27 protein-coding genes, 1 pseudogene and 2 other annotated features are annotated in these 24,921 nt (G+C 35.6%); of the genes and pseudogenes, 18 read left to right on the forward strand and 10 right to left on the reverse strand.

All coding sequences use genetic code 11. The annotated features are described in order from the left end of the window. Positions 1-4 precede the first annotated feature (4 nt). The 6 genes from MHH66_RS04950 (at position 5) to MHH66_RS04975 (ending at position 4,027) form a co-directional block, all read left to right on the forward strand. Complete coding sequence (locus MHH66_RS04950; RefSeq protein WP_002015259.1) at positions 5-1,033, forward strand: FecCD family ABC transporter permease; 1,029 nt, start codon at positions 5-7, stop codon at positions 1,031-1,033. After that, a complete protein-coding gene (locus MHH66_RS04955) occupies positions 1,020-1,838 on the forward strand; it encodes an ABC transporter ATP-binding protein (protein WP_002129193.1) in 819 nt (272 codons plus the stop codon). Before MHH66_RS04950 ends, MHH66_RS04955 begins: the two co-directional genes overlap by 14 nt. After that, a complete protein-coding gene (locus MHH66_RS04960) occupies positions 1,805-2,200 on the forward strand; it encodes an ankyrin repeat domain-containing protein (protein WP_002129192.1) in 396 nt (131 codons plus the stop codon). The genes MHH66_RS04955 and MHH66_RS04960 overlap by 34 nt, the downstream gene beginning before the upstream one ends. Positions 2,201-2,494: 294 nt before the next feature. Beyond that, on the forward strand, positions 2,495-3,022 hold the full coding sequence (locus tag MHH66_RS04965; protein WP_078184453.1) for a GNAT family N-acetyltransferase: 528 nt from the start codon (positions 2,495-2,497) through the stop codon (positions 3,020-3,022). A 58-nt stretch (positions 3,023-3,080) separates the two neighbouring features. Beyond that, positions 3,081-3,539 (forward strand): GNAT family N-acetyltransferase, encoded by a 459-nt coding sequence (locus tag MHH66_RS04970; protein ID WP_002015252.1) that lies wholly within the window; start codon positions 3,081-3,083, stop codon positions 3,537-3,539. Positions 3,540-3,649: 110 nt separating this feature from the next. Further along, positions 3,650-4,027: a MaoC/PaaZ C-terminal domain-containing protein gene (locus tag MHH66_RS04975; RefSeq protein WP_002015250.1), complete on the forward strand. Its 378-nt coding sequence runs from the start codon at positions 3,650-3,652 to the stop codon at positions 4,025-4,027. A 39-nt stretch (positions 4,028-4,066) separates the two neighbouring features. Here the strand turns inward: MHH66_RS04975 and MHH66_RS04980 are convergent, their stop codons facing one another. Beyond that, the gene (locus MHH66_RS04980; protein ID WP_002015249.1) at positions 4,067-4,612 is read right to left on the reverse strand and encodes a helix-turn-helix domain-containing protein; all 546 of its coding nucleotides are present in this window, start codon (positions 4,610-4,612) and stop codon (positions 4,067-4,069) included. 156 nt (positions 4,613-4,768) lie between these two features. Between MHH66_RS04980 and MHH66_RS04985 the strand changes: the two genes are divergently transcribed. Together MHH66_RS04985 and MHH66_RS04990 are read left to right on the forward strand one after the other, a co-directional pair. Then, positions 4,769-5,173, forward strand: coding sequence for a DoxX family protein (locus MHH66_RS04985; RefSeq protein WP_001071557.1), 405 nt, complete (start codon positions 4,769-4,771; stop codon positions 5,171-5,173). A 21-nt stretch (positions 5,174-5,194) separates the two neighbouring features. Further along, the gene (locus MHH66_RS04990; RefSeq protein ID WP_078180811.1) at positions 5,195-6,052 is read left to right on the forward strand and encodes a VOC family protein; all 858 of its coding nucleotides are present in this window, start codon (positions 5,195-5,197) and stop codon (positions 6,050-6,052) included. A gap of 16 nt (positions 6,053-6,068) precedes the next feature. On the opposite strand, the gene MHH66_RS04995 is transcribed toward MHH66_RS04990, so the two are convergent. From MHH66_RS04995 to MHH66_RS05005, 3 genes are all read right to left on the reverse strand, one after another. Then, positions 6,069-6,383 (reverse strand): 4a-hydroxytetrahydrobiopterin dehydratase, encoded by a 315-nt coding sequence (locus tag MHH66_RS04995; RefSeq protein WP_016096087.1) that lies wholly within the window; start codon positions 6,381-6,383, stop codon positions 6,069-6,071. Next, complete coding sequence (locus tag MHH66_RS05000; RefSeq protein WP_078184452.1) at positions 6,364-8,118, reverse strand: aromatic amino acid hydroxylase; 1,755 nt, start codon at positions 8,116-8,118, stop codon at positions 6,364-6,366. Before MHH66_RS05000 ends, MHH66_RS04995 begins: the two co-directional genes overlap by 20 nt. Positions 8,119-8,280: 162 nt before the next feature. Next, positions 8,281-8,508 (reverse strand) — a binding site (T-box leader). Between the two features lie 51 nt (positions 8,509-8,559). Beyond that, positions 8,560-8,788, reverse strand: a binding site (T-box leader). Between the two features lie 70 nt (positions 8,789-8,858). Continuing rightward, positions 8,859-11,606: a S8 family peptidase gene (locus MHH66_RS05005; RefSeq protein ID WP_078184451.1), complete on the reverse strand. Its 2,748-nt coding sequence runs from the start codon at positions 11,604-11,606 to the stop codon at positions 8,859-8,861. A 174-nt stretch (positions 11,607-11,780) separates the two neighbouring features. Here MHH66_RS05005 and MHH66_RS05010 point away from each other — a divergent pair, with 174 nt between their 5' ends. Continuing rightward, positions 11,781-13,013, forward strand: a complete 1,233-nt coding sequence (locus tag MHH66_RS05010) for a TolB family protein (RefSeq protein WP_078184450.1) — start codon at positions 11,781-11,783, stop codon at positions 13,011-13,013. A 43-nt stretch (positions 13,014-13,056) separates the two neighbouring features. Here the strand turns inward: MHH66_RS05010 and MHH66_RS05015 are convergent, their stop codons facing one another. Both MHH66_RS05015 and MHH66_RS05020 read right to left on the reverse strand, forming a co-directional pair. After that, positions 13,057-13,179: a DUF4023 domain-containing protein gene (locus tag MHH66_RS05015; RefSeq protein ID WP_000071861.1), complete on the reverse strand. Its 123-nt coding sequence runs from the start codon at positions 13,177-13,179 to the stop codon at positions 13,057-13,059. 72 nt (positions 13,180-13,251) lie between these two features. Continuing rightward, positions 13,252-13,590: a hypothetical protein gene (locus MHH66_RS05020; RefSeq protein WP_002143190.1), complete on the reverse strand. Its 339-nt coding sequence runs from the start codon at positions 13,588-13,590 to the stop codon at positions 13,252-13,254. Positions 13,591-13,759: 169 nt separating this feature from the next. On the opposite strand from MHH66_RS05020, the gene MHH66_RS05025 reads away from it, so the two are divergent. The 3 genes and pseudogenes from MHH66_RS05025 (at position 13,760) to MHH66_RS05035 (ending at position 15,449) form a co-directional block, all read left to right on the forward strand. Further along, positions 13,760-14,335, forward strand: a complete 576-nt coding sequence (locus MHH66_RS05025; protein WP_002143189.1) for a histidine phosphatase family protein — start codon at positions 13,760-13,762, stop codon at positions 14,333-14,335. Beyond that, positions 14,336-14,732: pseudogene (locus tag MHH66_RS05030) on the forward strand (hypothetical protein); the annotation flags it as partial. A 216-nt stretch (positions 14,733-14,948) separates the two neighbouring features. Further along, positions 14,949-15,449 (forward strand): DoxX family protein, encoded by a 501-nt coding sequence (locus MHH66_RS05035; RefSeq protein WP_044442499.1) that lies wholly within the window; start codon positions 14,949-14,951, stop codon positions 15,447-15,449. 35 nt (positions 15,450-15,484) lie between these two features. Here the strand turns inward: MHH66_RS05035 and MHH66_RS05040 are convergent, their stop codons facing one another. Both MHH66_RS05040 and MHH66_RS05045 read right to left on the reverse strand, forming a co-directional pair. After that, positions 15,485-16,369, reverse strand: coding sequence for an alpha/beta fold hydrolase (locus MHH66_RS05040; RefSeq protein ID WP_078184449.1), 885 nt, complete (start codon positions 16,367-16,369; stop codon positions 15,485-15,487). Positions 16,370-16,384: 15 nt separating this feature from the next. Further along, a complete protein-coding gene (locus MHH66_RS05045) occupies positions 16,385-17,224 on the reverse strand; it encodes a GNAT family N-acetyltransferase (protein ID WP_078184448.1) in 840 nt (279 codons plus the stop codon). Positions 17,225-17,493: 269 nt separating this feature from the next. On the opposite strand from MHH66_RS05045, the gene MHH66_RS05050 reads away from it, so the two are divergent. Together MHH66_RS05050 and MHH66_RS05055 are read left to right on the forward strand one after the other, a co-directional pair. Continuing rightward, the gene (locus MHH66_RS05050) at positions 17,494-18,879 is read left to right on the forward strand and encodes an alkaline phosphatase (RefSeq protein ID WP_002129171.1); all 1,386 of its coding nucleotides are present in this window, start codon (positions 17,494-17,496) and stop codon (positions 18,877-18,879) included. 54 nt (positions 18,880-18,933) lie between these two features. After that, positions 18,934-19,398, forward strand: coding sequence for a hypothetical protein (locus MHH66_RS05055; protein ID WP_061689599.1), 465 nt, complete (start codon positions 18,934-18,936; stop codon positions 19,396-19,398). 25 nt (positions 19,399-19,423) lie between these two features. On the opposite strand, the gene MHH66_RS05060 is transcribed toward MHH66_RS05055, so the two are convergent. After that, the gene (locus MHH66_RS05060; protein WP_002015229.1) at positions 19,424-20,074 is read right to left on the reverse strand and encodes a GTP pyrophosphokinase; all 651 of its coding nucleotides are present in this window, start codon (positions 20,072-20,074) and stop codon (positions 19,424-19,426) included. A gap of 304 nt (positions 20,075-20,378) precedes the next feature. Between MHH66_RS05060 and MHH66_RS05065 the strand changes: the two genes are divergently transcribed. From MHH66_RS05065 to MHH66_RS05075, 3 genes are all read left to right on the forward strand, one after another. Further along, a complete protein-coding gene (locus tag MHH66_RS05065; RefSeq protein ID WP_078184447.1) occupies positions 20,379-21,875 on the forward strand; it encodes a YcdB/YcdC domain-containing protein in 1,497 nt (498 codons plus the stop codon). Between the two features lie 183 nt (positions 21,876-22,058). Continuing rightward, positions 22,059-22,772: an RNA polymerase sporulation sigma factor SigK gene (gene sigK / locus MHH66_RS05070; RefSeq protein WP_000051382.1), complete on the forward strand. Its 714-nt coding sequence runs from the start codon at positions 22,059-22,061 to the stop codon at positions 22,770-22,772. Positions 22,773-23,063: 291 nt separating this feature from the next. Then, positions 23,064-23,852, forward strand: coding sequence for a phosphatidylserine decarboxylase (locus tag MHH66_RS05075; RefSeq protein WP_002129166.1), 789 nt, complete (start codon positions 23,064-23,066; stop codon positions 23,850-23,852). Between the two features lie 152 nt (positions 23,853-24,004). Here the strand turns inward: MHH66_RS05075 and MHH66_RS05080 are convergent, their stop codons facing one another. Continuing rightward, positions 24,005-24,160 carry a sporulation histidine kinase inhibitor Sda gene (locus MHH66_RS05080; RefSeq protein ID WP_002015226.1) on the reverse strand — a complete coding sequence of 52 codons (156 nt, stop codon included), beginning with the start codon at positions 24,158-24,160 and terminating at the stop codon, positions 24,005-24,007. Between the two features lie 246 nt (positions 24,161-24,406). Here MHH66_RS05080 and MHH66_RS05085 point away from each other — a divergent pair, with 246 nt between their 5' ends. Then, complete coding sequence (locus tag MHH66_RS05085; RefSeq protein WP_002015225.1) at positions 24,407-24,919, forward strand: YqeG family HAD IIIA-type phosphatase; 513 nt, start codon at positions 24,407-24,409, stop codon at positions 24,917-24,919. Positions 24,920-24,921: the final 2 nt, after the last annotated feature.

Consider the following 24,921-nt stretch of genomic DNA (forward strand, 5'->3'; position numbering starts at 1 on the left):
AAGTATGGAGAGTAGTGAAATAGTAAGAGAAAAGGAACATCCTTTTGCGAGAAAAAGGTGGATAATAACAGTTACTTTAGTCGTATTAACTGTTCTAGGTCTTTTTTATGGCCTTTTTGCAGGGAGCTTATCTTTTTCTTTACGAGACATTATAGAAGGTATACAAGATGAAGGTTCGACAGTTCATCGAATTGTATGGGATCTTCGTATACCGAGAGTGCTCGTTGGTTTTATAGTAGGAACGTGTTTAGCTGCATCAGGAGCATTATTGCAAGGGGTTATGAGAAATCCTCTTGCAGATCCTGGAATTATCGGAGTTTCATCAGGAGCAGGCCTTGTAGCAATTATAATCATGATTTTATTTCCTCAACATATGGCATTCTTACCACTAGGAGCGTTTTTAGGAGCTTTTATTACAGCAATGGTCATTTACGCACTATCATGGCAAAAGGGGGCGCCACCTTCACGAATTGTATTAGTAGGTGTTTCAATAAACGCCTTAATTGGTGCAGCGACTTCAGCGCTAATGTTATTACATAGCGATAAAGTACAATCAGTTTTACCGTGGTTAGCTGGTGGTATTGGTGGTGTTAGTTGGGCACATTTAAATATGATTATTTACTATGCGATATTCGCTATTATATTAGCTTTCTTCGGTATTAAACATATTCGAGTATTAATGCTTGGGGATGAAATGGCAAAATTATTAGGGTATAACGTGGAAAGAAGTCGGTTTTATTTAATAGTAGTAAGTACAATGTTAGCTGGAATAGCAGTTAGTGTTTCTGGTCTTATTGGATTTGTCGGTCTTGTTGTACCGCATATGTTACGTTTATTAGTTGGAAATGACTATAAATATTTACTGCCATTATCATGCCTTGGCGGTGGGATATTACTTGTTTTTGCGGATGCGATAGCTCGAAGTTGGTTCGATCCAATCGAATTGCCTGTTGGTATTTTATTGTCCTTCTTAGGTGGTCCGTTCTTCTTATATTTAATCCATAGAGGAGGAAAACAACGTGATTTCCGTTAACAAAGTGTTTTACGCACATTCTGAAAGATTTCAAATGCAAAATATGAATGTACATATTAAAGCTGGAGAAATCGTTAGTTTAATCGGCCCGAATGGATCGGGGAAATCTACTTTGCTTCGTTTAATAGCACGGCTACTTAAACAAAGCGAAGGAGACATCATTTTAGATGGGGAAAATATTTATACGATGAAGAGTGCAGATGTAGCGAAGCAATTAGCGATGTTACCACAAATGCACGATCATCAATTAGATTTAACAGTGAAAGAACTAATAGAGTTCGGAAGAGGTCCTCATAAATCATGGAGTAGTCGCTTAAATAAAGAAGATGAAGAAATTGTTGATTGGGCATTGTCTGTTACAAAGCTTGAAGGGTATGAATATCGTCTTTTACAATCCTTATCAGGAGGAGAAAGGCAACGTGCTTGGATTGCAATGACGCTTGCACAACGCACAAATGTCTTACTATTAGATGAACCAACAACCTTTTTAGATATCGTCCATCAGTTAGAAGTAATGGAACTTGTTAAACGATTAAACGAAGAGTTTGGTATGACGATTGTAATGGTTTTACATGATATTAATCAAGCGGCTCAATATAGCGATCGTTTACTCGTATTAAAACAAGGGAAGATTCAGTATGATGGCGTACCAGAAGAAGTACTATGTCATCAAATGTTTCAGCGTGTATTTGGAATTGAAGTTGATATATTCCAAGGGAGTGACAAGCCATTTTTTACACCGAAACGAATTTGTGAAAAGGGAGAAGAGAGATGCAAACAGACGAGCGTATTACCACTGAGTTAGTAAGGGAATTTGTTATGGCAGCTCACGGAGATCTAGAAAGAGTACAGGAGCTTTTGGCCGAATCACCGAGCTTACTTCATGCTTCTTATAATTGGGGTGGATCAGATTGGGAAAGTGCCTTAGGAGCAGCGGCCCATGTAGGCCGTAAAGATATTGCTCTTTATTTACTGGAAAAGGGAGCTCGGATGGATATTTTTGCAGCAGCTATGCTGGGTGAACTTGAAGTCGTACAAGCCATTTTAGTAGCACAACCAGAAGCATTACGTGCATCTGGCCCACATGGCATCTCTCTTCTTCAACATGCACGAATGGGTGGAGAAAAAGCTCAGCGTGTATTTGAGTACTTAACAGTGCTTTCTTAATGACCGCAAAGTTCTTATGTGCGGTAAACTTTCCACTCAAAGGATTGGAAGGTTTACCGCCCGTTAGAACGGGATAAGTATCTAGTATATTTGAAAATCCTACACCCCCTCAATTGTAGTTTTCTTTATACTAGTTATGATATGGATGCAGTAGACACTCTTTTGTCTACTGCTTTTTTTTGATATAATATACTTTTATAAGATTGAATTTTCTTTCTTTTTGGTAACTTTCTTGATATGAATTATTCAACACTTACGTAGTTTGAAATATGTTGTTATGTAATGAGGTTCAAAATGATGGGAGTGAATAAAAGAGTGTTCCATACAGATCGCTTACAATTTCGCAAATATACAATGGATGATTTACCATTTTATGCTTCTTTATGGGGGGATGAGAAGGTAATGCGCTATATTGGAAATGGAACGTTAAAAACATTTATGCAATGTAAAAAAAGTTTGGAGGAGAGGGTACTGCCAAATTATAAAAATGGTCTCGGTTTATTTGTAATGATTGAAAAGGAAACAGGGATAAGAATTGGTCATGCAGGACTTGTCAAGCAGAAGGTAGATGGAAAAGCGGAAATTGAGATTGGCTATTGGCTACTTCCTAAATATTGGGGGAAAGGGTATGCGAAAGAGGCTGCGGCGGCTTTTCGAGACTATGGTTTTCAAGCATTACAAATGAATAAATTAATTTCACTTATTAATCCGAACCACCCAGCTTCAATATTTGTTGCTAGAAAAACAGGGCTTAGTTATGAGAAAACAACTTCATTTCATGAGATGGAAGTTCTCGTTTATTCCATTAAGCGGGTTGGATGAAAAAAGGTGAATTGCATTTTTTGGAGAATGGTATATAAAAAATAAAGGGAGGGATTACATGTATATTTATCATAATGGATTAATTATTCGTGAAGGAACGAATGGAGTGCCAGCATATGCGATTAAGACATTATTTGAAGATGCTGGCTGGAGTAATGATAATATCCCTTCTTGGCAAATTGAAAAGTTTACGATTGCATTTGAAAATTCAACATGGGCTTTCACAATTTGGGATGAAGAAGAAATGGTCGCGATGGTTAGAGTGATTTCTGATCAAATCATGGTTGCTAACATAGTAAATTTAGTTGTGAAGTGTGAGTATAGGGGGAAAGGGTTAGGTAAGAAACTTGTAGCTCTTTGTTTACAAAAGCTTCCGCATGGCGATTGGTTTGCGCATACGTCCGCTAACAATTTTGATTTTTATAGAAGTTGTGATTTTGAAGTAAGAGAGTTATCAAGAAATGGAACATGTGCGTACTATGGGTATCAAGTGGCAAAAAAGGAAGGGCATCGATAACTTATAAGGTAATAAAGAAAAAGGATTGCTATTTTAATAATATAAACTGAACTGAGACTCATTTTGTGATAAAATAAAAGAAAATTCAGTTTATTAAACGGGGGATAAAAATGAATGTAAAAGTTGGGGATATATTTAAATACGAAAGAAGATTTACCGAGGAAGAAGTTTTTGAATTTGCAAATATTACAGGCGATAAAGGTAGACATCATATGGAATATGATGAGAATGGACGATTAATGGTCCATGGTTTATTGACTGCTAGCATTGGGACGAAAGTAGGCGAAGAGTTACATTACATAGCGAGGGAATTAGTAAGTGAGTTTATTAGACCAGTTTTTACAGGGGATACGGTTACTTGTGAATTAACTTTAACAAATATTGAGCAAATGGAAGGATATAAAAAAGTTTCAATTGAGTCAGTTTATCGCAATCAACATGAAAAGACCGTACTAGTTGGGACGAGTTATGGAATTATAAGGGAATAAAAAAGAAGCCTGTTACGAAACAGGCTTCTTTTTTATCGTTTAGTAAACACGTTTTCGATTTTCCGCATGACTAGAGATAAGTAATAATGCAGATTCTTCACCTATATTGCGAACAATATGAGGAACGCATGCATTCCAAGAGAAAGAATCACCTTCTTCTACAATCGCAATATCTTCTCCATGTTGAACTTCTAGTTTTCCGCGTAATACAAGATGACACTCTTCACCTTCATGAGCATTTGGTGAATTTTCTTTCGGGAATCCGGCAGAAATTTCTACTAGAGATAGGCGGAGACCACCTTGCTCCGCAACATGCTCAATTCTTTGTTCATCTTTTCCATACACACTGTATTTACGCTCTTCTTTTTTTACAATTTTTAAACGATCTTTTTGTTCTAACAATAAATATGGAAGGGGAACATTTAAAAAATTAGCGATCATTTCTAAAGTTGAGATAGATGGTGATGTTTTATTGTTTTCAACCTGACTCATAAAGCCTTTAGAAAGACCTGTTCCTTCACAAATTTGGGCAATCGTAATTCCTCTACGTTGACGAATTTCACGAATCGCAGAACCGATATTCATAAAATCATGCTCCTTTTTGTAAACAACTATTTGTATCATAGCAAAAAAAAAATATTTTTTCTCATGAAAAATGAATTGACGAATAAAAATAATTAGTGTATGTTTTGTAATGTGAATAAAAGTTTTGTATAACAAAACTATAAAGGAGAGAAAGAAATGAATCAACATATTGGTAACTTAATTATTCGTATCGTGTTAGGGGTAACGTTCTTTATGCACGGTTTAACAAAATTCCAATCAGGAATTGACAATATTGCAGGGTGGTTTACAAGCATTGGTTTACCAGGAGGACTTGCATACGGTGTAGCAACAGTTGAATTAGTTGGAGGTCTATTGTTAATTCTAGGTTTAGGTGTAAGGTATATTGGCTTATTATTTGCACTTGTTATGGTTGGAGCAATTGTAAAAGTGAAATGGTCAGCTGGTTTATTAGGAGATGGGAAAAATCCTGGCTTCGAATTAGAACTTGCATTATTAGCAATGGGTGCTTATTTATTTGTTGCGAAAGCTGATGGTTTTGTAGATAATTTCTTAAAAGAGAAAATGTCAAAGAAGAACTAATTTAAATGGGGGTATAACAAGATGAGCTTTCAACTTCATCCCGAAACAACACTTGGTGTTGTTCATCTATACGTATCAAATATAAAGAAATCACTAGAGTTTTATACAGAAGTATTAAGTATGAAAGTGCTAAAAGAAGAGAAAACAGTCGTTACATTTGGGAATGAAAATGAAGAACCACTCCTTATCATTGAAGAAAAGAAAGAAGCTTTACCAAAGCAAAGAGGGAGAACAGGGTTATATCATTACGCAATTTTATTACCAACCAGACAGGACTTAGCGAACATTCTTCGTCATCTTGTAGAGATGGTATATCCACTGCACGGTGGAGCCGATCATTACTTTAGTGAAGCTCTTTATTTAGCTGATCCAGATGGAAACGGGATTGAAATTTATCATGATCGCCAAAAAGAAGTTTGGCGTGATGAGAATGGAGAGCTACCATTTGTTAGTAACCCATTAGCCGGTGAAGAATTATTGCAGCAAGGAAGTGCATGGAATGGGTTCCCGGCTGGTACTGTGATGGGGCACATTCATTTACATGTAGCTGACTTAGAAGAAGCGAAACGTTTCTATGTTGATGGCCTTGGTTTTGATGTAACGATTCCAGCTCGTAATGGAGCGTTGTTCGTATCAGCAGGTGGTTATCATCACCATATCGGTTTAAATACATGGCAGGGTGAAGGTATACCACCACAAATGCCAAATTCCGTTGGTTTGAAATATTTCACAATTGTACTAGCAGATGAAAAACAAAAAGAGCAAGTGTGTGAAAGTTTAAAATATATTGGCGTAGTTGCTACGTATAAAGATGGAATATTACAGGCCAAGGATCCGTTTGGACATTGTATACATTTTAAAGTGAAAGGAGAAGCCTAAAAAGGCTTCTCTTTTTTCACTTTCTTATAATAGCTTTTTCATTTTGTAAAAATAGGTCATCAAATTGCTTTGCAAGGTCAAAATCTAGTTTCGTTAAACCTTTTGCATTCCATGATGACAAAGTAATAATGACTGCTTTATACTGGATAAGGATAAATGGGTGGTGATTATGTTCTTCTGATAGTTTGGCGGCTTCAGAGACAAATTCGACTCCTTTTAAGTAGTCGGAAAACATATATTTTCTTTCAATCCATTTTTCATCTTTCACTGTCCATTTATCCAGCTTTGTTAATTCCTCGTGTACTTCTTCATTAGTTAATCGTAGCATCATTTTTCACATCCTTTACCTGCAGTAACGCAAGACCATTGTTAATAAGACGTGTTACAGATTCTTCAGTTGTGAAAGTAGAAAGTTGTTGTAATAATGCTGCTGATGCTTCTTGACCTTTGTTATGTTCTAAAAGCAATTCTAAAATTTCAAGACGAAGCAACCATTCTTTCGGATAAAATTTATTTAATACTTCTTGAATAGCTATTAATTGATCAGTATGAGTATCGTGTAAAATACTATCGTTACGTATATCTCGAACTGTTTGATACATGCGTTCAAGCTTATTCAGTACAAGTGGATCAGGCGTTTTTTGTACTTCTTCATTCATCGGGAAAAATGCAGCCGCATCTGCCGCTCCTGGGAATACAGAAGTGATTTGTGAGCCGACAGCCATATCAAATGCTCCCCATGAAGGATCAAATAATAAGCGATCTTTATGAGTAACTGCACAATTTATAAAGGAGATAAGAGCAATTTTTTTATCATTCTTTACAATGTCTGTTACTGTTCCTTTTACATGAATGCCGCTTGCAAAAGTAAACTCTGCACTATGTCCAATTGTAATGCCTAATGATTGTAATTGTTCTTCTGTACAATTTTCTAATGCAATATCACCATCTAGTAATCCGATTGGTGTCCCGAATCCATCGCTGTGCACAGATGTAGAATGATTTGCTAGTTGTTTATTATGAATTGCTAATGCAGTTGGTGAGCTTGTTCGTGTGTAAATAACTTCACCAGTATCATTTTTAATTGTCTCTGTAAATGTACCCGTAATTTGTAATCCACTACTTAGCTCAGTTGTAGCATGATTTTCGGAGCGGATTGCTTTTTCTAATCCTTCTGTGCCACCTGTTTTAAATGCCATCGTTGTAGAGAACTGCTCAAGTGCCTCAGTCAACTCTTCAAATGATTCACAAACAAATAGCTGTGGCTGCATTTTTGTTACGTCATAAGTTGTCCCGGTGCAAGCTTCAATTGAGAATGGAACTTTCTTTACAGCATCTGTTAAGCAATGCTTACTTTCACCGACAGAGGAAAGGAGACCAGCACCGTAAATTTTTGGGTCATCTATATTACCGATTAAGCCGTATTCCACTGTCCACCAGAATAGACGTGAAATTTGTTCTGCTTCTGATAAACCAGAAACTAAGTTTTGTTTTTCGATTACAGCATTTTCAGCAGCTGCAACTTCTTCAGGTGTAGAAGTCGGGCTTTCTTTTACGATCGTTAATGTACGAACAGCTTCAAAAGCTTCATGTTCTTCTTTTGTGGAGAAAGCTTTCGCTCCAATTTGTCCAAAGCGTTTCACATATTTTGCATATGTAGAATCAAGCAAAATCGGTGCGTGGCCTGCAGCTTCATGAACGATATCAGGAGCGGGTGTATACTCGATATTTTCTACTTTACGAATATCTGTTGCGATTGGTAGTAATCCATGACCTTGAAAATCGAAGAATGCGACGCCGGGAATAAGTCCGTCAATCGTTACGGCACCCCAGCCGCTTGGTGCTAAACAGTCATTCATTTCTTCTACTTTTGGAATTGCATCTATATTAATACCAGATGATTGTAGTCCGTTAACATAGGATGGATGAGCAACATCTTTTAAGAAGCTATGGTTTTGTCTCATAATGTAACGCCAAACAGCGTGATTTACCGGTGTGTATTGATCATAATGCTGTGTGGATACGAATGGTTTTAAATGTGATGGAATTTCTTTTTTCTTTGTCATTTAGACGTCCTCCTTTTTCTCTATAAAAATGAATACCAGTTTTGTATAGCTTGTACCACCTCCTTTCAGAATTGTAAGCGCTTATAAAATTTTATCATAACATTCGAAATTCTTTAACAACTGTTTGCGTGAGAAATAGAAAAATCCCCTATCGGAAAATCCGATAGGGGCGAAAAAATCGCGGTACCACCCTATTTGTAAGTGAAAATATACTTACATCTCAACTAATGATAACGGAAAAATTCCGTCTTTTCCTTCATGCATAAAAGCACTACGAAAAAGAAGCTCCAGAATTGTAATTCGTACTTATATATGTGCTAATTTCCACCGATCATTAGCTCTCTGAAACAGGGATACAAGATACTACTGCGATTCTTTCAACGCGTATATATGAAGTTATTTAAAAGGGAAGGACGCAAAAAAGCCCCTATCGGAAAATCCGATAGGGACGATAAAAATCGCGGTACCACCCTATTTGTAAACAATTAATTGTTTACCACTTACTTTAAGATAACGGAAAGATCCGTCTTTCTCTTCATGCATAAAAAGCATTACGGGAAAGAAGCTCCAGAATTGTAATTCACGCTTGTATATGTACTGATTCGCACCAACCATCAGTTCTCTGAGACAGGGATATAAGTCGCTACTAGTATTCCTTCAAAGCCGATATATAATTCGTTCAACTAAACTATGTTTTGTATTATAAAACTATATTTAAAAGCTTGTCAACAATAATTTTATTATCTCACTTCTAAATCGACGTTTAAATTAGACTTATTTCCAGCTGCATCGGTTGCTACAATATGAATTATATTTTTTCCTTGTTGTAATTGGTTACGATCGAAGTAAATGTCGTAACTTTTCTCCCAAGGGTTCAGGAACGCACTTTCCCACACGCCATTTCCGTTAATTTCATATTGTATCGTTACTGGATGTCCTGGAGCAACCCATCCAGATTCTGTCATCCAATCTAAAAGTATATCATCTACTTTCCCTCTAATTACGAGGTTTTCTTGATCTACTTCAGACGATAACTTCGGTGCAGTACGATCGACAAATACAGCTCCTGTTTGCTTTGTTTCTCCACCAGAGTTAGAAGCAACAGCTTCGATTTGGTATAAGCCATCAGGTAGAGGAGATCCGTCAGTTTTCGTACCATTCCATTTGAAAGATTTATAACCAGGTGTTTCATTTTTCCCTTGATGTATCATGCCTTGATATGCTACACGGTCTTTCGTAATTAAATTAGCGTGAAATGTTACATCCTCAACTGGTGTAACTAAATAGTAATTGATCAAGTTGTCATCTAGTATTTTGTCATTATTTGGACTGAAAGTAGAATTAACGATTTCAAGGCCATCAATACGCTTGTATTCTTTCGGATCGATGCTAAATGTAAATGGAATACGCATTTCTTCAGTCTTCCCTTGCTCTTTTACATATAGATTTCCTGTATATACACCTTGTGGTAAGGAGCTATCTACAGTAATAGTAAAAGGCTTTTCGATGTTACTATTAGGTTTCATACTAATAGAAGAAGAGAAAGAAGTCTGGACTTTTGTTTTTGTATCTAGTAATTCAATACGAGTTGAAAAGTTTTTCTTTTTGTTAGAAAGATTTTGTAACGTAACATTTTGTGTTAACTTCACTTTACCGCTATTAGGTTTAATAAGACCGAAACTTACATTGTTAGGTTTCACTAATGCATCTGTTTGAGCGGCTTTTGGAATGTTAATTAAACCAGAGCCTTGTGCCATAACAGGATATGTATTTTCATTGACATCCTTTAATGTTTTTGCAGTATTGGCAAGAGCTGCTTTCAATTGTTCTGTCGTCCAATCAGGGTGCATTTGACGGAGTAGGGCAACAGCTCCTGTTACTTGCGGCGCAGCCATACTTGTCCCGTTGTGAGATTCATAGCCACCTCCCGGCACTGTACTAGTAATTTTCACTCCAGGTGCAACAATATCAGGTTTTATAAGCCAACTACCTTGAGAGGGTCCTCTTGAACTAAAGTTACCAATAAGTTCTGTTTGCTTTGGTTGTCCAATTTTTATATTTTTCTTTCGTTTTGTAATTAAAGTTTTTAACTCTTCGCCATTTGTATTTGATAGTTGCATAACTGGAAGAGCTACATCTTCACGTGCAAAATATTCGGGCATAAGATTAATTTCTTTTTCGTTAGAAATTAGTAGCACGCCGAGAGCGCCAGCTTGTTTCGCTTGTTCTGCTTTTACTAAGGTGCTTGAAGTTCCTTGTAAAACAAGGGCGAACTTACCTTTCACATCTTGTTTAGCGTAATCGCTTGAATTACCGTAGCCAACATAGACAAGCTGAGCATCGTTTCCTACTTGGAAGTCTGCTTTTGATAACGGTAATCCTTGGTAAAATTTATTGGAACCAGCTACTTGGAATGTTGGAAATGGAATAGATACAGTAGATGCACCAACAGAGATGACACTACTTGCGTTACCAGGAGCGTCAACAGACCAAGGTTTTGGTCCATCATTTCCATTTGAGACGACTGCAGTAACACCAAGTTTTGCTGCGCGTTCTAACGTCATTGTTACAGGTTGATCAGGTACATTCAAATCTTGACCAAGAGATAGATTTAAAACATCCGCACCATCTTGAATAGCGCGCTCAATACCTTGAATAATATCTTCGGTCGTACCAGTACCACCATCATTCATGACACGGTAAGCAAGTATAGAAGCATTCGGAGCAATCCCCTTTATTTTTCCGTTACCAGCAATAATTCCTGCAACATGGGTACCGTGAACGTTTCCATCCATCGGATCATTATCCTCATCGACTGTATCATAGCCACCGATATAATTTGCTTGTAAATCAGGATGGGTATAGTCGACACCTGAATCGATAATAGCGACTTTCATCCCTTTTCCATCAAGGGATTTGCCAGTCGGGTCTTTTAAATTCCAAGCTTCAGGTGCACCAACTGTAGGGCCTCCAACGTTTGGTGTTTCTTGATCTGCTAGGCTTTTTGACGTTTCATGTAATTTATATGTTAAGTTCGGATAAATTGCTTTTACTTCAGGTAAAGAAGCTAGAGCGGCAATTTGATCCCCTGGGATAGAAATAGAAAATCCAGAAAATAACGTACTATACGTTTCTTTTATGGTTGCTTTCGGTGCTTTTTCTTTTATTTTCTTTGTTGTATCCTCTTGTGCTTTTTTTAGTTGTGCATGGTATGATTGCACATTGCTATTTTGTAGGTCCGGAGCATGTTGAATGTTACTTTGTGAAGCGAGTGGAGCATGTTGCAATTCTACAATAACTGAAATTTCTTTGGATGTTTTTGTTTCAACATTTTGCGCGATTTTGTTTTCTCCCCATTGTTCAATATTTGCTTTTAACTGTGGGCTAAATTGCTTCTCTTTTTGCAGTGATTCAGCATGGGCGCTTAATGCTCCAAAGCTCGAAAAGACGAGCGCCATACTTAATAGTGTTGATGTAGTTTTCTTCATTGAAACTCCCCCTAATAAAAAGTGCCAATTTTCCGAAAATAAATATTACATTTTTATCGTTAATTATAGGAACGGATGTTGGCTAAACTATACATTCGACATAATTCATACCAAACCTCTTTGAATTGAAAATTTCTTGGGAAATTTTTTGGAATTATGTCGAATGGATAATATTTGCATATAGTAAGTGGAATCGTGATTTTGTTCCTTTTTTTCTGTTCAAGTTCTATTACTAGCGCAGAAAACAATGGAGTAAAAGTTGCCTTTATTCGTAATCATAATCTATGGATTAAAGTCGGTGAAAAAGAAAAACAAATTACAAAAGGAGAGTACATAACAGGACCGAAATGGTCACACAATGGAGAATGGCTTGCATATGCAAAAGGAAAGAAGCGAAATCACTTTGAACTGTATCGGCTGAAAGATGGAAAGAAAGTTACGCCATCTCAATCAGAAGCATCGAATTATCAATGGTCACCAACAGAGAATATAATTGCATTTGTATTTGCACGCACATTAAATACATTTGATGCTGAAAAAAAGAAAGCAGATTTTGAAAACGTAGCTAATGGTGTAGGTGACTATGCATGGTATCCTGATGGTAAGAAGTTTCTTGTATCATCAGAAGCGTACTTGCTTCCAACAGGATGGACAGGTGCTCAGTTATATGAAATACAAAAGGATGCAAATATGAATCCTCATAAGATGAAACATTTATATGCACTACCGAATGAGCATGATGATTTTTTAGCATTAGTTGGAAGTGGATTTAAGTGGTCGCCAGATCAAAAATGGATTTCGTTTTTGGCAGTACCAACAGCTTCTTTGTCAGCTGATAGTAATACCCTTTGCTTAATTCGATCAGACGGCAGTCGTTTTGAAACAGTAGATCAAATGTTATTAAACACACAATGGTTCAAATGGGCGCCATCAAAAAATATAGTAGCCTATATTGAAGGAAGCGGGAGAGTTGCTTTAGAGAATAAGCATTTAAAAATAAAAGAATTGCCGGTTCTCCAGCAAAATACATTTACTCCAAAAGGCTATGTTGATTGGGACTTCACATGGAAGAACGAGAATGTAATTATCGTTTCAAGGGCAAAGGAAGCAGAGCTATCGGTCCCTCTAGAAAAAAGACCACTACCATCTTTATATGAAATAAATAGTACAACAGATGAACAACATCAAATTACAAAGCCATCCAATAGCAAAGACGATTATAACCCTATTTTTAGTAAGAAAAGCAACCAATTAATGTGGCTCCGTTCAAATCGTAAGAAAGCTGATGTATGGCTTGCTCATAACGATGGAAAACATGAGAAGAAGTGGATTGAAAATATAGATGTACCAGAGTGGTATTATGAGAAATGGAATTGGGAAGATGTCGTTTCGGTTACAGACGAGTAAAAAAACCTGCCTGAAATATAATTTTCAGGCAGGTTTTTCAATGTTATTTATGTGTTTTATTTGGCTTTTTTTTTGCGGGGTTCCCGTTTCCTTGGCGCTTTCTATTTTGTTCATCTTTTGCTTGTTTTTCATGTAATGTATCTAAAAAATCATTTGAGTTACTCATTTTTATATCTCTCCTTTTTTCATTGCGTCCTAGTTACTATAACCATTTAGGAGGAAAATCATGAGATAAAAGTTAAGCGCTTAGTTTTCTTCGGTAGTATACGTAAAATATGCCATATGTAATGAATAACATAAGTAAAACTTGTAACTCTACATTTTCTTTTAAAATAGTTGCGACAGAAGATGGTAAGTAAGGTGATGTATTGCTCGTTCCTAAACCTAACCATTTGTTTAAGAGGTTCATGATACAAAATATGAAAACACCAGACCAGCTGGCGATAATTGCTTTTTGTTTAATTTTTGTTTCACGCTCATCATCTGTAATCCAAGGATTAGCAGTTTTATCACTATTAAAAAAGCCATTTATGTATCCCCATATGACCATTCCCATAAAGACGATAATCCATTTCATATTTGTAATCCTCCTCTTCTTGTAAAAAGTGTTTTACATATATAATTGTAATATTTTTCAAACGTTAGTGTCAAACACTTTTTACATTCTACTTTTTAAAATAGCAGGAGTAAAGAAAAAAATAGGGAAGAAATATGTGAGACTATTTCCTAGTGAGAGGAAGAGGAGAATGAAGCTTATTTTTGTTCGGCATGGTGAAGGTGAACATACGAAAGATTTACCATTAAGTTTACAAGCAGTGAATCCGCCATTGACGGGCGTGGGAAAGAAGCAGGCTGAATTGCTTCAGTGCGATGTACCATTACAAGAAAAGGATATATTAATCGCTAGTCCTACACTTCGAACTTTACAAACTGCGACAATATGGAGTGCGGAAGTTGCTTGTCAAAAAATTGTTCACCCATATATATCCCCACGTATTTTTCCTTATCGGGAATCCGCCAAAACATTACCGTGCGATCAATTGTTAGATCGAAAGATAATACAAAATTTATTTCCACATTTTTCATTAGAAGAAAGTAGAAATGAATTGTTATGGAATGAGGGAGTCAATATCATCTCGGAGATGGAATTTCAGCAAATAGTAGATGAATTTCTGCACTGGTGCTATCAGTTAAAAGCAGAAAAAATTTGTATCGTTGCACACGATGGAACAATTACAGCGTATAGGCAATATTTACATAAAGTCGCTTTAACTAGAGCTGATTTTTTGAAAGAAACGGGTATATATGAAATGGACTTATAGGAGAGGAAATTTGTAATGGAAGAGTTAGGAGAAGATGTGTACGACTTAAATGAGCCGAGAGTATACTTTAGCGTAGCGGAAATTAAGTAATATGCAAAATTGCATATTACACATATTGTAAATGGTTGGTATAAGTTTGGGGAGTTGAAACTAACTAGTAGAATCCTTTTTACATAGTGGTGTAAAATCATATGTTGGATTGATAGATTATGTAGATGGAAATGTAGCACTTATGTTTACAATACGCCTATTTTACGGGTTTATTAACCATGACAAAACGTTAGAAGAAGTTGTTCGAGAAGCGAGATTAACCGATGAGGAGACATGTACATTTCGAGTATATAAACAATATGAAACGGATTTATTCTATATTCGAATGAATGCGTTTCACATTTAACTCACAGTTTTTTTACATTTTCTTCAATGAAAATGATTATCACCTGTGGTATGATATGTTCAAGTTTTTACAGGTAATAAAAGTTACTATATAAACGTTAGTATTTAATATTTTTTATGTATGTCACAAATTATTCACGATTAATGTTTTAAAAGTAAGTAACTAATGTTATTATATTATCTGTAACTGACTTAATTACAACTTTAGGAGGAAGATATGATTATTCAATTTTTAAGAGAAAACAAAGCAGTCTCTTTTGTATTAGCGATAATTCGAGTGTATCTTGGTTACACATGGGTAATGGCTGGAATCGGTAAATTACAAGGGAAAGGCTTCGATGCAACTGGTTATTTACAAGGTGCAATTGAAAAATCTAAAGGAGCACAACCAGCTGTTCAATCTTGGTGGGCATCATTTTTACAAGATTTTGCAATTCCAAACGTTGATTTATTTAATACACTTGTGACGTGGGGAGAAATTTTAGTCGGAATTGGTTTAATTGTAGGCTGTTTAACAAAAACAGCGGTCTTTTTCGGTCTTGTAATGAACTTTTCCTATATGTTTAGTGGGTCAATTGGTGTAAACCCTGAAATGGTTATCTTATCCATGTTCGTTCTTGTTTCTGGTATAAATGCTGGAAAACTTGGAATTGATGGCTTAGTTATTCCAAAAGTACTAGGATCAAAAATTCAAAAACGCCAAAAGCAAGCTGCTTAATATATGAAACGGGTATCTCAAAATGAGATACCCGTTTATTTTTCAGCACTTATAGGATTTTTCTCGAAGAAATCTTTTACATACCCTACAAATTCTTGTGGCTCTTGACGAAATGGGGCATGATAACCTTTTTCAATAATATGGAAAGTGCTATTTTTTAAGAATTGATGATAAGTTTCTCCTTCTTTCCAAGAAACGCTATTATCATTTCTTCCCCATATAATTAAAGTTGGTTGCTTGATTTCAGTTGCATTGATTTGAAGACGCCTAGGCCATAATTTCATTTTATTATAATGCTCTTCATCATTACGCTTGAATTTAACTTTGCTCTCATCATAATCTGCAATAGAAGAAACGGCACTTAAATCAGTCGACAACTTTGGTTTTGGTGAACCTTGTTTATTAACGAACGTATGAGGGCCGCCTGTAGCATCAGTTAAAATAAGGTGGGTAACCGCTTCGGGGTATAAATATGTTAAATTAAGAGAAATTTCTCCGCCCATAGAATGTCCCAGTATTGCGAATGAGTCGTACCCTAATTTTTTCATTAACTTATAATACAAATTTGCATGAGTTGGGAAAGAATAATAAAAATCCATCGGTTTAGAGGAACGTCCGAATCCTAAAGCATCAACAGAAATAATCGTATGATCTTTTGCTAAATCTGAGTAAACCTTTTGAAAACCATCGGATGATCCTCCAAATCCATGGATCATAAGTAAAGGTGGTTTTTCATCACCAATCTTTTTAAAGTAAATCGTTTGACCATCTATCTCTACCATTTTTTCCTCGGTAGCTAGTTTCGCTGTAATTGTATTTTTAACTTGTTTTACTTGTTCTACTGGCTTTTCTGCTGCACTACATCCTACTAATAGTGTAAGAGTAAGACAACCTACCATAAAATAGCTAAATCGCTTCAATTAGGTGTCCCCTTTCTAACATAACGCTGCATCTATCATAGCAAATAGTATATTACGATTTCCAGGAAGTTGATTACCGTTCTTTATCATAAGAGGTGAAAGGAGCGTTTCCTGGAAATTTTCTGTTTGAAGAAATTGACGGAAAATGAATTGTGAGTGCGGAACATCAATGCGTATCGTCCCATTCCACGAGTTGCAAATTATTTCTAATAACTGAATAGCGTCTTTTTCTTTTTTTGAAATAAGTGGAGTGATACATAGTACATCTCCTTTTTGTATGCATAAAGCAAAAGCATCTATTTGATTATCCCGCTCTATTTTAAAGGAGTAAGTTGCTCTCGATAGTAGTGATAAATAAAGCTTAGAACGATCTGCACCAGTCGCAGTTTGATCAAGAAAAATGAGAGATTGAAGATCGGCTTGCTGAATTTGTTTTATGGGAAAAGAATTTGTACTTATATGAGCCGCTTGTTTTTCGAAACGATGAATTGTTGTTATTGATTGAAATCCATAAGATTCATATAAGGATTCACCAGCTTTTGTTGCAATGAGCGTAATAGGGAGCGATGGATAAGTTACTTTTAAGCTATTGTTTAACAAAATACGGCCAATTCCTTTTCTTTGAAAATCAGGATGCACGATTAACATACCGATAGAAGAAAATCCAGGGGCAAACGAAAAGACCCCGCCCGCTGCAATAAGTTTATTCTCATGTACATAGCCAAAAATTGTGCCAATGGAAAGGTACATATGGAATTGTTCTTTCATAAAACTCTCATGCTGTAACCACCCGACTGATTTGCAAAGAGAGAGTAAATCTGGAATGGAAGATGCGTCTAGTTTTACTGTTTTCATAAAGTTCACCATATTTCTATTTAAATTAGAAAAAATAAGAATAATATTACGAAATGTAAAATAATAGGTTCGTATTAAAAGAAATCCAACATGTTTATATTTATCTTTGTAAAGGGGAGTATGCTTGATATGAAAAGACAAACTTATACAAATTATAACTTAAATTTACATAAGTTAACAAAAAATTTACATATAACTCATTTTCTCTTAACAGTCTTCTATTAAATTTGATAGTGGGAAATGAATAACCTAATTAGGGGGACAAGACAGTGAAAAAGTTTGTGAAAAAAGCATGGCCATTTGCAGTTGTGGCGTCGTTAGCAGTTACTTCGGTAGCAACATGGAATTTTACGCGTTCTAGTGAGGTTAATGCAGATGAGAACGGAAACAATGCAAAAATTAAAAATGTCATTGTATTAATTGGGGACGGTATGGGGCCTTCATATATGACAGCTCATCGTTATATGAAAGATAATCCAAAAACATTTGAGATGGAATCTACAGAATTTGATAAGCATCTTGTAGGAACACAAAAAACATATCCAGAAGATGAACATGAAAATATTACAGACTCTGCATCGGCAGCTACTGCGATGTCAGCAGGTATAAAAACATATAACGCAGCTATTGCAGTAGATAATGATAAAGCTGAAGTGAAAACAGTATTGGAGCAAGCGAAAGAAAAAGGGAAGTCAACGGGACTCGTTGCAACTTCTGAAATTACGCATGCAACACCAGCTGCATTCGGTGCACATGATATTAGTCGTAAAAATATGGACGCAATTGCAAATGATTACTTTGATGAGAAAATTAAAGGTAAGCATAAAATAGATGTTATGCTTGGCGGGGGCGTAAAGAACTTTGTTAGAAAAGACCGCAATCTTACAGAAGAATTTAAGAAGTCTGGTTATAGTTATGTAACAGATCGTAATCAATTATTAAATGATAAAAGCGATCAAGTTCTTGGCTTATTTGCACCAGGTGGTTTAGACAAAATGATTGACCGTACTGACAAAACACCTTCATTAGAAGAGATGACAAATGCAGCGATTGAGCGCTTGAACAAAAATAAAGACGGTTTCTTCTTAATGGTCGAAGGTAGTCAAATTGATTGGGCTGGACATGATAATGATATTGTCGGTGCAATGAGTGAAATGGAAGACTTCGAAAAAGCGTTTAAAGCAGCAATTGAGTTTGCGAAAAAAGATAAGAACACATTAGTTGTTGCAACTGCAGACCACGCTACTGGCGGATTATCTTTAGGTGCGAATGGTGAGTATAACTTTAAAGTAGATCCGATTAAAGCTGCGAAACGTACGCCAGACTTTATGGCAAATGAGATTGTAAAAGGTGCAAATGTAGAAGAAACATTGAAAAAGTATATTGATCTACAATTAACACCAGAAGAAATTAAAGCTGTAAATGATATAGCTCCATCAAAAGATGTAACAAAGATTGATAATGCAATTGAAGATATCTTCAATAAGCGTTCGGTTACAGGTTGGACAACGGGTGGACATACAGGTGAAGATGTGAACGTATATGCATTCGGACCAGGTAAATACTTATTCTCTGGCGTTCAAGAGAATACAAATATAGCTAAACGTGTCTTTGACATCGTTGGCGGCGGCGATCCGAATAAAGGAAGACGCTAATTATAAATGAAAGTGAGGCGAAATGCCTCACTTTTCTTTTTAGGAGATGGAAAGATGAGCGTTTTTTTAGGGAAATTAAGATTCCTTCTAGTATTCGTATTATTGCTAGTTGGATGTCAATCTCAAGAGAATAATATAGAACAAAAATCTGCTGGGAAAACTGAGGAAAAGGTACATATAACGAAAGAAGAAGAGAAATCCATTCAAGATGTTATTGAGGCATTTGTACGGACGACGAATGAAAAAAATCTTGCTGAACATATGGAGTTATTTTCAAAGAAGATGCCTAGTGCTGAAGACTTAAAAACACAAAAGGAAGCGGCATTTCAAAAGGGAAATAAGAAAATAGAGTTAGAACATATGAATATGAAAGCTCTTAAAGGTGGGCTTGTTATTGTTGAAACGGAGGAAAAAGAAGTAGATGGAGAGGTTACTCTTCAGAAGAAAATGCAGTACGCACTTGGAAAAGAAGACGAAGGGTGGAAGATTGAAGAGGTTCGTATGATAGAGAAGAAATAAAAAGGTTCTCATAGGAGAGAACCTTTTAAAGTGGTAATAAAATTTGATTTGAACATGCTTCAATGTCATCAATATCTTGACGGATTGTTGCCATCTTATTATCGAGGTCTTCAGCTTTCATAGCAGCGTCATGTAGTTCATCTTTCAAATAGTCAGGTATATTTCCTTCATATTTGTAGTAAAGTTTATGTTCTAAACTTGCCCAAAAGTCCATGGCAAGTGTACGTAATTGAATTTCTGCAAAGACATCTTTCGTACCAGAATTTAGTGACAATGGATATTTAATAATCATATGCAAACTTTTATAGCCATTTCCTTTTGGATTAGCAATATAATCTTTTACTTCTACAATTTCCATGTCTCCACGATTTTCAATAACTTCTTTTAAATGATAAATATCTTCTACAAAGCAACATGTAATACGGATGCCAATAATATCTTGTAATTGTGTTTGAGCATTTTCAACTGTTGGTGATAGGTTTTTACGCTCAAGCTTCCTAATGATACTTTCGGGTTGTTTAAGTCTTGTTTTTATATGTTCAAACGGGTTGTAGTCTTCTAAAAATTGAGCTTCCCGGTTCATAATTTCAAATTTAGTTTTTAACTCTTCTAAAGCGAATGTATAAGGTAATACAAAAGCTTTCCAGTAGTTAACTGTTGATTGGTTATATTCCATTTCTATACACACCTTTTCTTATTTACAAGTGAAGTTGTTATTATACTAAACACCAAATCATGTAGGCGCAAGCAGCAAATGATGAGATCATAAAGCGATATTTAGTTTTCATCTTTTCAACCCCTTTCAAATGAAATTATATATGAATAAACGTCATTGTTAGTAATTTCACTATGTACAATTCTTATAGTAATAGATTCATGTGAAATTCGTATGAACTAATTGTTTCAGTTTTTTGTCTTTTTGTTAATGGCTTTTGGTTTTGTTTGTTATAATTACCTTAAATTGTAATAAAGGAGAGGGTATGATGAATCCAAAAGATAAAAAAAGAAAAGAGCAAGTGGCCCACATTATTGAAATTCCAGATGAATATAGGCTTGTTGTAGATGATCAAGAAGGAGTGGATGATCCGTATCATCTATTATGGTGGGGGCATAAAGAGGATGAGGAGAAAAAGATACAAATTACATTAAATAGGCATACTGGTAATTTATTCGAATTCAGGATAGATGATGAAAATTATTTTTCGAGTGATAAAGAAGTGATAGAGGAGAATAAGGCAAGAGAGATTGCAAATGTATTTATAAAAAAATATGTGGAAGAAGAATTAGAATTTTATACATATGTGTCAGTTAAGGATGACTGGCGTGGTTGGAAAGAAATAAATTATATGCAGGAAGTGAATGGATATCCATTGCCGAATACAGGATGTGTTGTGCGAATTCATCCTTCAGGTAATGTTGTGCATTTTCATTACAATGGACAAAAAGCTATAGAGAAAAAACCGTTATGGCCAATTGAAATTGTTGAGGAGAACGCCGTTTTAGAAACTTTGAGAGCTAGACAAGATATGAGACTTGTATTTGTGGATTTAACACATTCTTCATGTAAATATGAAAATGGTGAGGAAGTAAAAGGCTATCATCTTGTATATGAACCAGAACCTAGTCATGCGTTTATTGATGCAAGTACAGGTAAAGATTTATTTGACCCAGATCATTATAAATTGCCTCCAACTGTAGCTGTTGAAAAACCGAAAAAAGTTAGTCAACAAGATGATATATTCGATTTATTTGACTGGGATAAAGAAAGTTTTACAAAAGTGGCTGAGACAGAAAATGAAGATGGAATAAGGATGAAATTTGTTTCGAAAGAGGAATTACAAAAACAGAAAGAAGAAAAGAATCCATATTTAATGAATGAATTCTTTAAAAAGCATTTACCGATGTTAAAATATAATAATTTAGTTGGCATTACGATTGATAAATCAACCAATGAATTAATTGGTTTTATAAAACTGGCAGACGATAAAGAAGTAAAACAAATACTGTCTAGAGAGGAATGTTTACAAAAAGCACTTCAATTTTTAGAACATGTTATTCCAGATGTTACACAATATCTTCGCCTTTGGGATGAACGTGACGAAGATGAAGGGATTGAAAGATTTGTCTTTTCAGTATATGTGAATGAAATTCCGGTAGAGTATAGGGAATTCATGGTCAACATTAATACAGAAAATGGTGCTGTGATGCATTACTCGGGAAAACCTAGCAATATAATAGAAGAGTTACTTGCACATGAAACAGCACCAAAAGTAACAAAAGAAAAAGCGTTAGAAATATATAAAGAGGTCATTCGAATAAAATTAGAATGGTGTATAGATCATGATGCAGAGGAAATGAAATATAAACTGCTGTATAAACAAACGAGGAGTGAAAATCATAAAGAATCCGTCGATTGTAGTCGGAAAATTCGTTACATAGATGCGCATACTGGAGAGAAAATTTGGAGTGAATATTAGTAAAAGCCAATCGATACGTTTCGATTGGCTTTTACTATGTTTATAGAAAAATTTAATGATTAGCGTTGAGTGGTTTAAGAATGCCATTAAGTTAAGAGTTCCATATTTACATCGTACAGACACAAACAACCTCATGCCCACATACACATAGTAAAGACCACTATTTTGGCGGAGGTGAAAGGTTTGAGTCTATTCGCCGCAATTGGATATATGGTTCGAGAAGTGTTTGTATTTGTTTCTTATGTGAAGAACAATGCGTTCCCGCAGCCGTTATCATCAGATGATGAGAGAAAGTACTTAGAGTTAATGGAGCAAGGTGATGCTCAAGCGAGAAATCTTTTAATTGAACATAATTTACGGCTTGTAGCTCATATTGTTAAGAAATTCGAAAACACTGGTGAAGATGCAGAAGATTTAATTTCAATTGGTACCATTGGGCTTATTAAAGCGATTGAAAGCTATTCAGCAGGGAAAGGAACTAAGCTTGCAACATATGCAGCACGCTGTATCGAAAATGAAATTTTGATGCATTTACGTGTGCTGAAGAAAACGAAAAAAGACGTTTCACTTCATGATCCGATTGGGCAAGATAAAGAGGGTAATGAAATATCGCTTATTGATATATTAAAATCAGAATCTGAAGATGTAATTGATATGATTCAGCTTAGTATGGAGTTAGAAAAAATTAAAGAGTATATCGATATTTTGGACGAACGAGAGAAAGAAGTAATTGTGAAGCGTTTTGGACTTGGGCTTGATAAAGAGAAAACACAGAGGGAGATTGCGAAGGCACTCGGTATTTCAAGAAGCTACGTATCGCGAATTGAAAAGCGTGCTTTAATGAAAATGTTCCATGAATTTGTGCGGGCTGAGAAAGAGAAAAAAGCAAAAGAATAATGTGTATTGTAAGCAGCTACACTTTAAAAGTGGCTGCTTTTCTTTCGGGAAAACGGAAAGAAAACGAGCTGTTCTAAGAAGAAATACATGTTCACTGTTGAAAATGGCGGGTTCTATCTGTAATATTAGAAGGTGCTAAACAATTTAAGAATAAAAATTATACTTAGTTTTTCTTCGTGTATAACGAGACGGCTCCATTCTATATGTGGGAATAAGAACCAATTTTACATATGATATAGAGAGAAAAGAAGGGGAAACTAAAGTTATAGGCTGATTAGGAGGTTTCGTAATTTGCGACGGACATTATATCGACTTATGATCGAACTTACAAATGGTCGTTTTACTTCTTATATATTACGTAAATTTGCACAATCTCGTTTGAGCTCTATCATTATTCCATCGTATGTGAAAGTTTTTCAAATTAATCAAGATGAGATGGAAAAGGGTTTGAAGGAATATGGAACATTGCATGATTTATTTACACGTAGGCTAAAAGAAGGAAAGCGTAGTATTGATACTGATGCATCGAGTATCGTTAGTCCTGTTGATGGTGTTTTTGCTGATCAAGGTCCTATTGAGGATACAAAAACATTCGATATAAAAGGAAAGCGTTATTCAATTGTGGATATGCTAGGTAATGAAGAGCGTGCAAAGCGATATGCAGGCGGTACATATATGGTGATTTATTTGAGTCCAAGTCATTATCATCGCATTCATAGCCCGCTTTCTGGCTCTGTGACTGAAAGATTTGTACTCGGTAGAAAATCATATCCGGTAAATGCAGCGGGTATGGAGTATGGGAAAGAACCATTGTCAAAAAATTATCGCTCTGTTACAGAAGTAAATAGTGACGGCGAACATATGGCACTTGTAAAAGTAGGTGCTATGTTTGTTAATAGTATCGAGCTCCTTCATGAAAGAAGTACTGTTCAAAAAGGTGAAGAGATGGCATACTTTACATTTGGCTCAACAGTTGTTTTATTATTTGAAAAAGATATGATTAAAGCAGTGCAGGAATTGACAAGTGGGCAAGAGCTGCGTCTTGGTGAAAAAATTGCAACCCGAGTATCTCATAAGTAAAGAAAAGGTTTTATAATATACTTATGAAGCTCTAATTAAGAAATGTGGACAAAGATGCTTAATGAAGAAATCCCCTAGATGGGAGTACTTGTTTATTCGAGAGCCATCGCAGGATGGCTCTTTTTACAGGTCAATCAGCAATCTATATGTACTCAAGAAGATTTGACGAGCTTGTCCTCTAACGAGCGTCTAATAATTTCTTGTTTTATAAGTAAAATGAAGTCGGGATTTAATTTTAGTTCTTTTGCTTTATAATAAGACTCAGTGAGTAAATCAGTAGATAACTGTTCCATATGTTTTGTTTTCAAGGTGAGTCACCTCCTAATAATATAAGGATTGATTCGTTGTTGCATTTAATGTACCAAAAAAATATGACAGTCACAAACAAGAGGTTATCCACATAACTCAGTGGATAAAATGTGGATAGATTGTTAGTAAATTTCAAATTGACTGAAAAATTAACGTGGAAAGTGTGTACAAGTTTATCCACAGGTTATCTATCGAAAAATGTTGTCGAAAAATTTTATGAAAAATCCTCAAAGAGGTGAAAGAAATTGAAGTTATTTTTACCAAATGAATATGTGAAAAATATATATCATATTCAACCAGAAGATTTGAAAAAACGTGGAATTAAAGGAGTTATTACTGATTTAGATAACACTTTAATTGAATGGGATCGTCCAAACGCAACGCCACAGCTTGAAGAGTGGTTTTTGAAAATGAAAGAAAATGATATTCAAGTAACGGTCGTTTCAAATAACAACGAGCAACGCGTTAAAGACTTCGCTGATCCATTAGGTATTCCGTTTATTCATAGTGCGCGCAAACCGTTTGTTCGCGCATTTAAGCGTGCGATACATGAGATGCACCTGCAGCCAGATGAAGTTGTAGTAATTGGAGATCAGTTACTAACGGATGTGCTCGGCGGGAATCGTGTGGGACTTCATACAATTTTAGTTGTACCGGTAGCGCAAACGGACGGATTGGTGACACGATTTAATCGGAAAATTGAACGAAGAATTATGAGAAACATGAAGAAAAAAGGCTTAATTAACTGGGAGGAATAAAG

Origin of the sequence: Bacillus sp. FSL H8-0492, assembly GCF_038006145.1 — a bacterium.
Classification (GTDB): domain Bacteria; phylum Bacillota; class Bacilli; order Bacillales; family Bacillaceae_G; genus Bacillus_A; species Bacillus_A mycoides.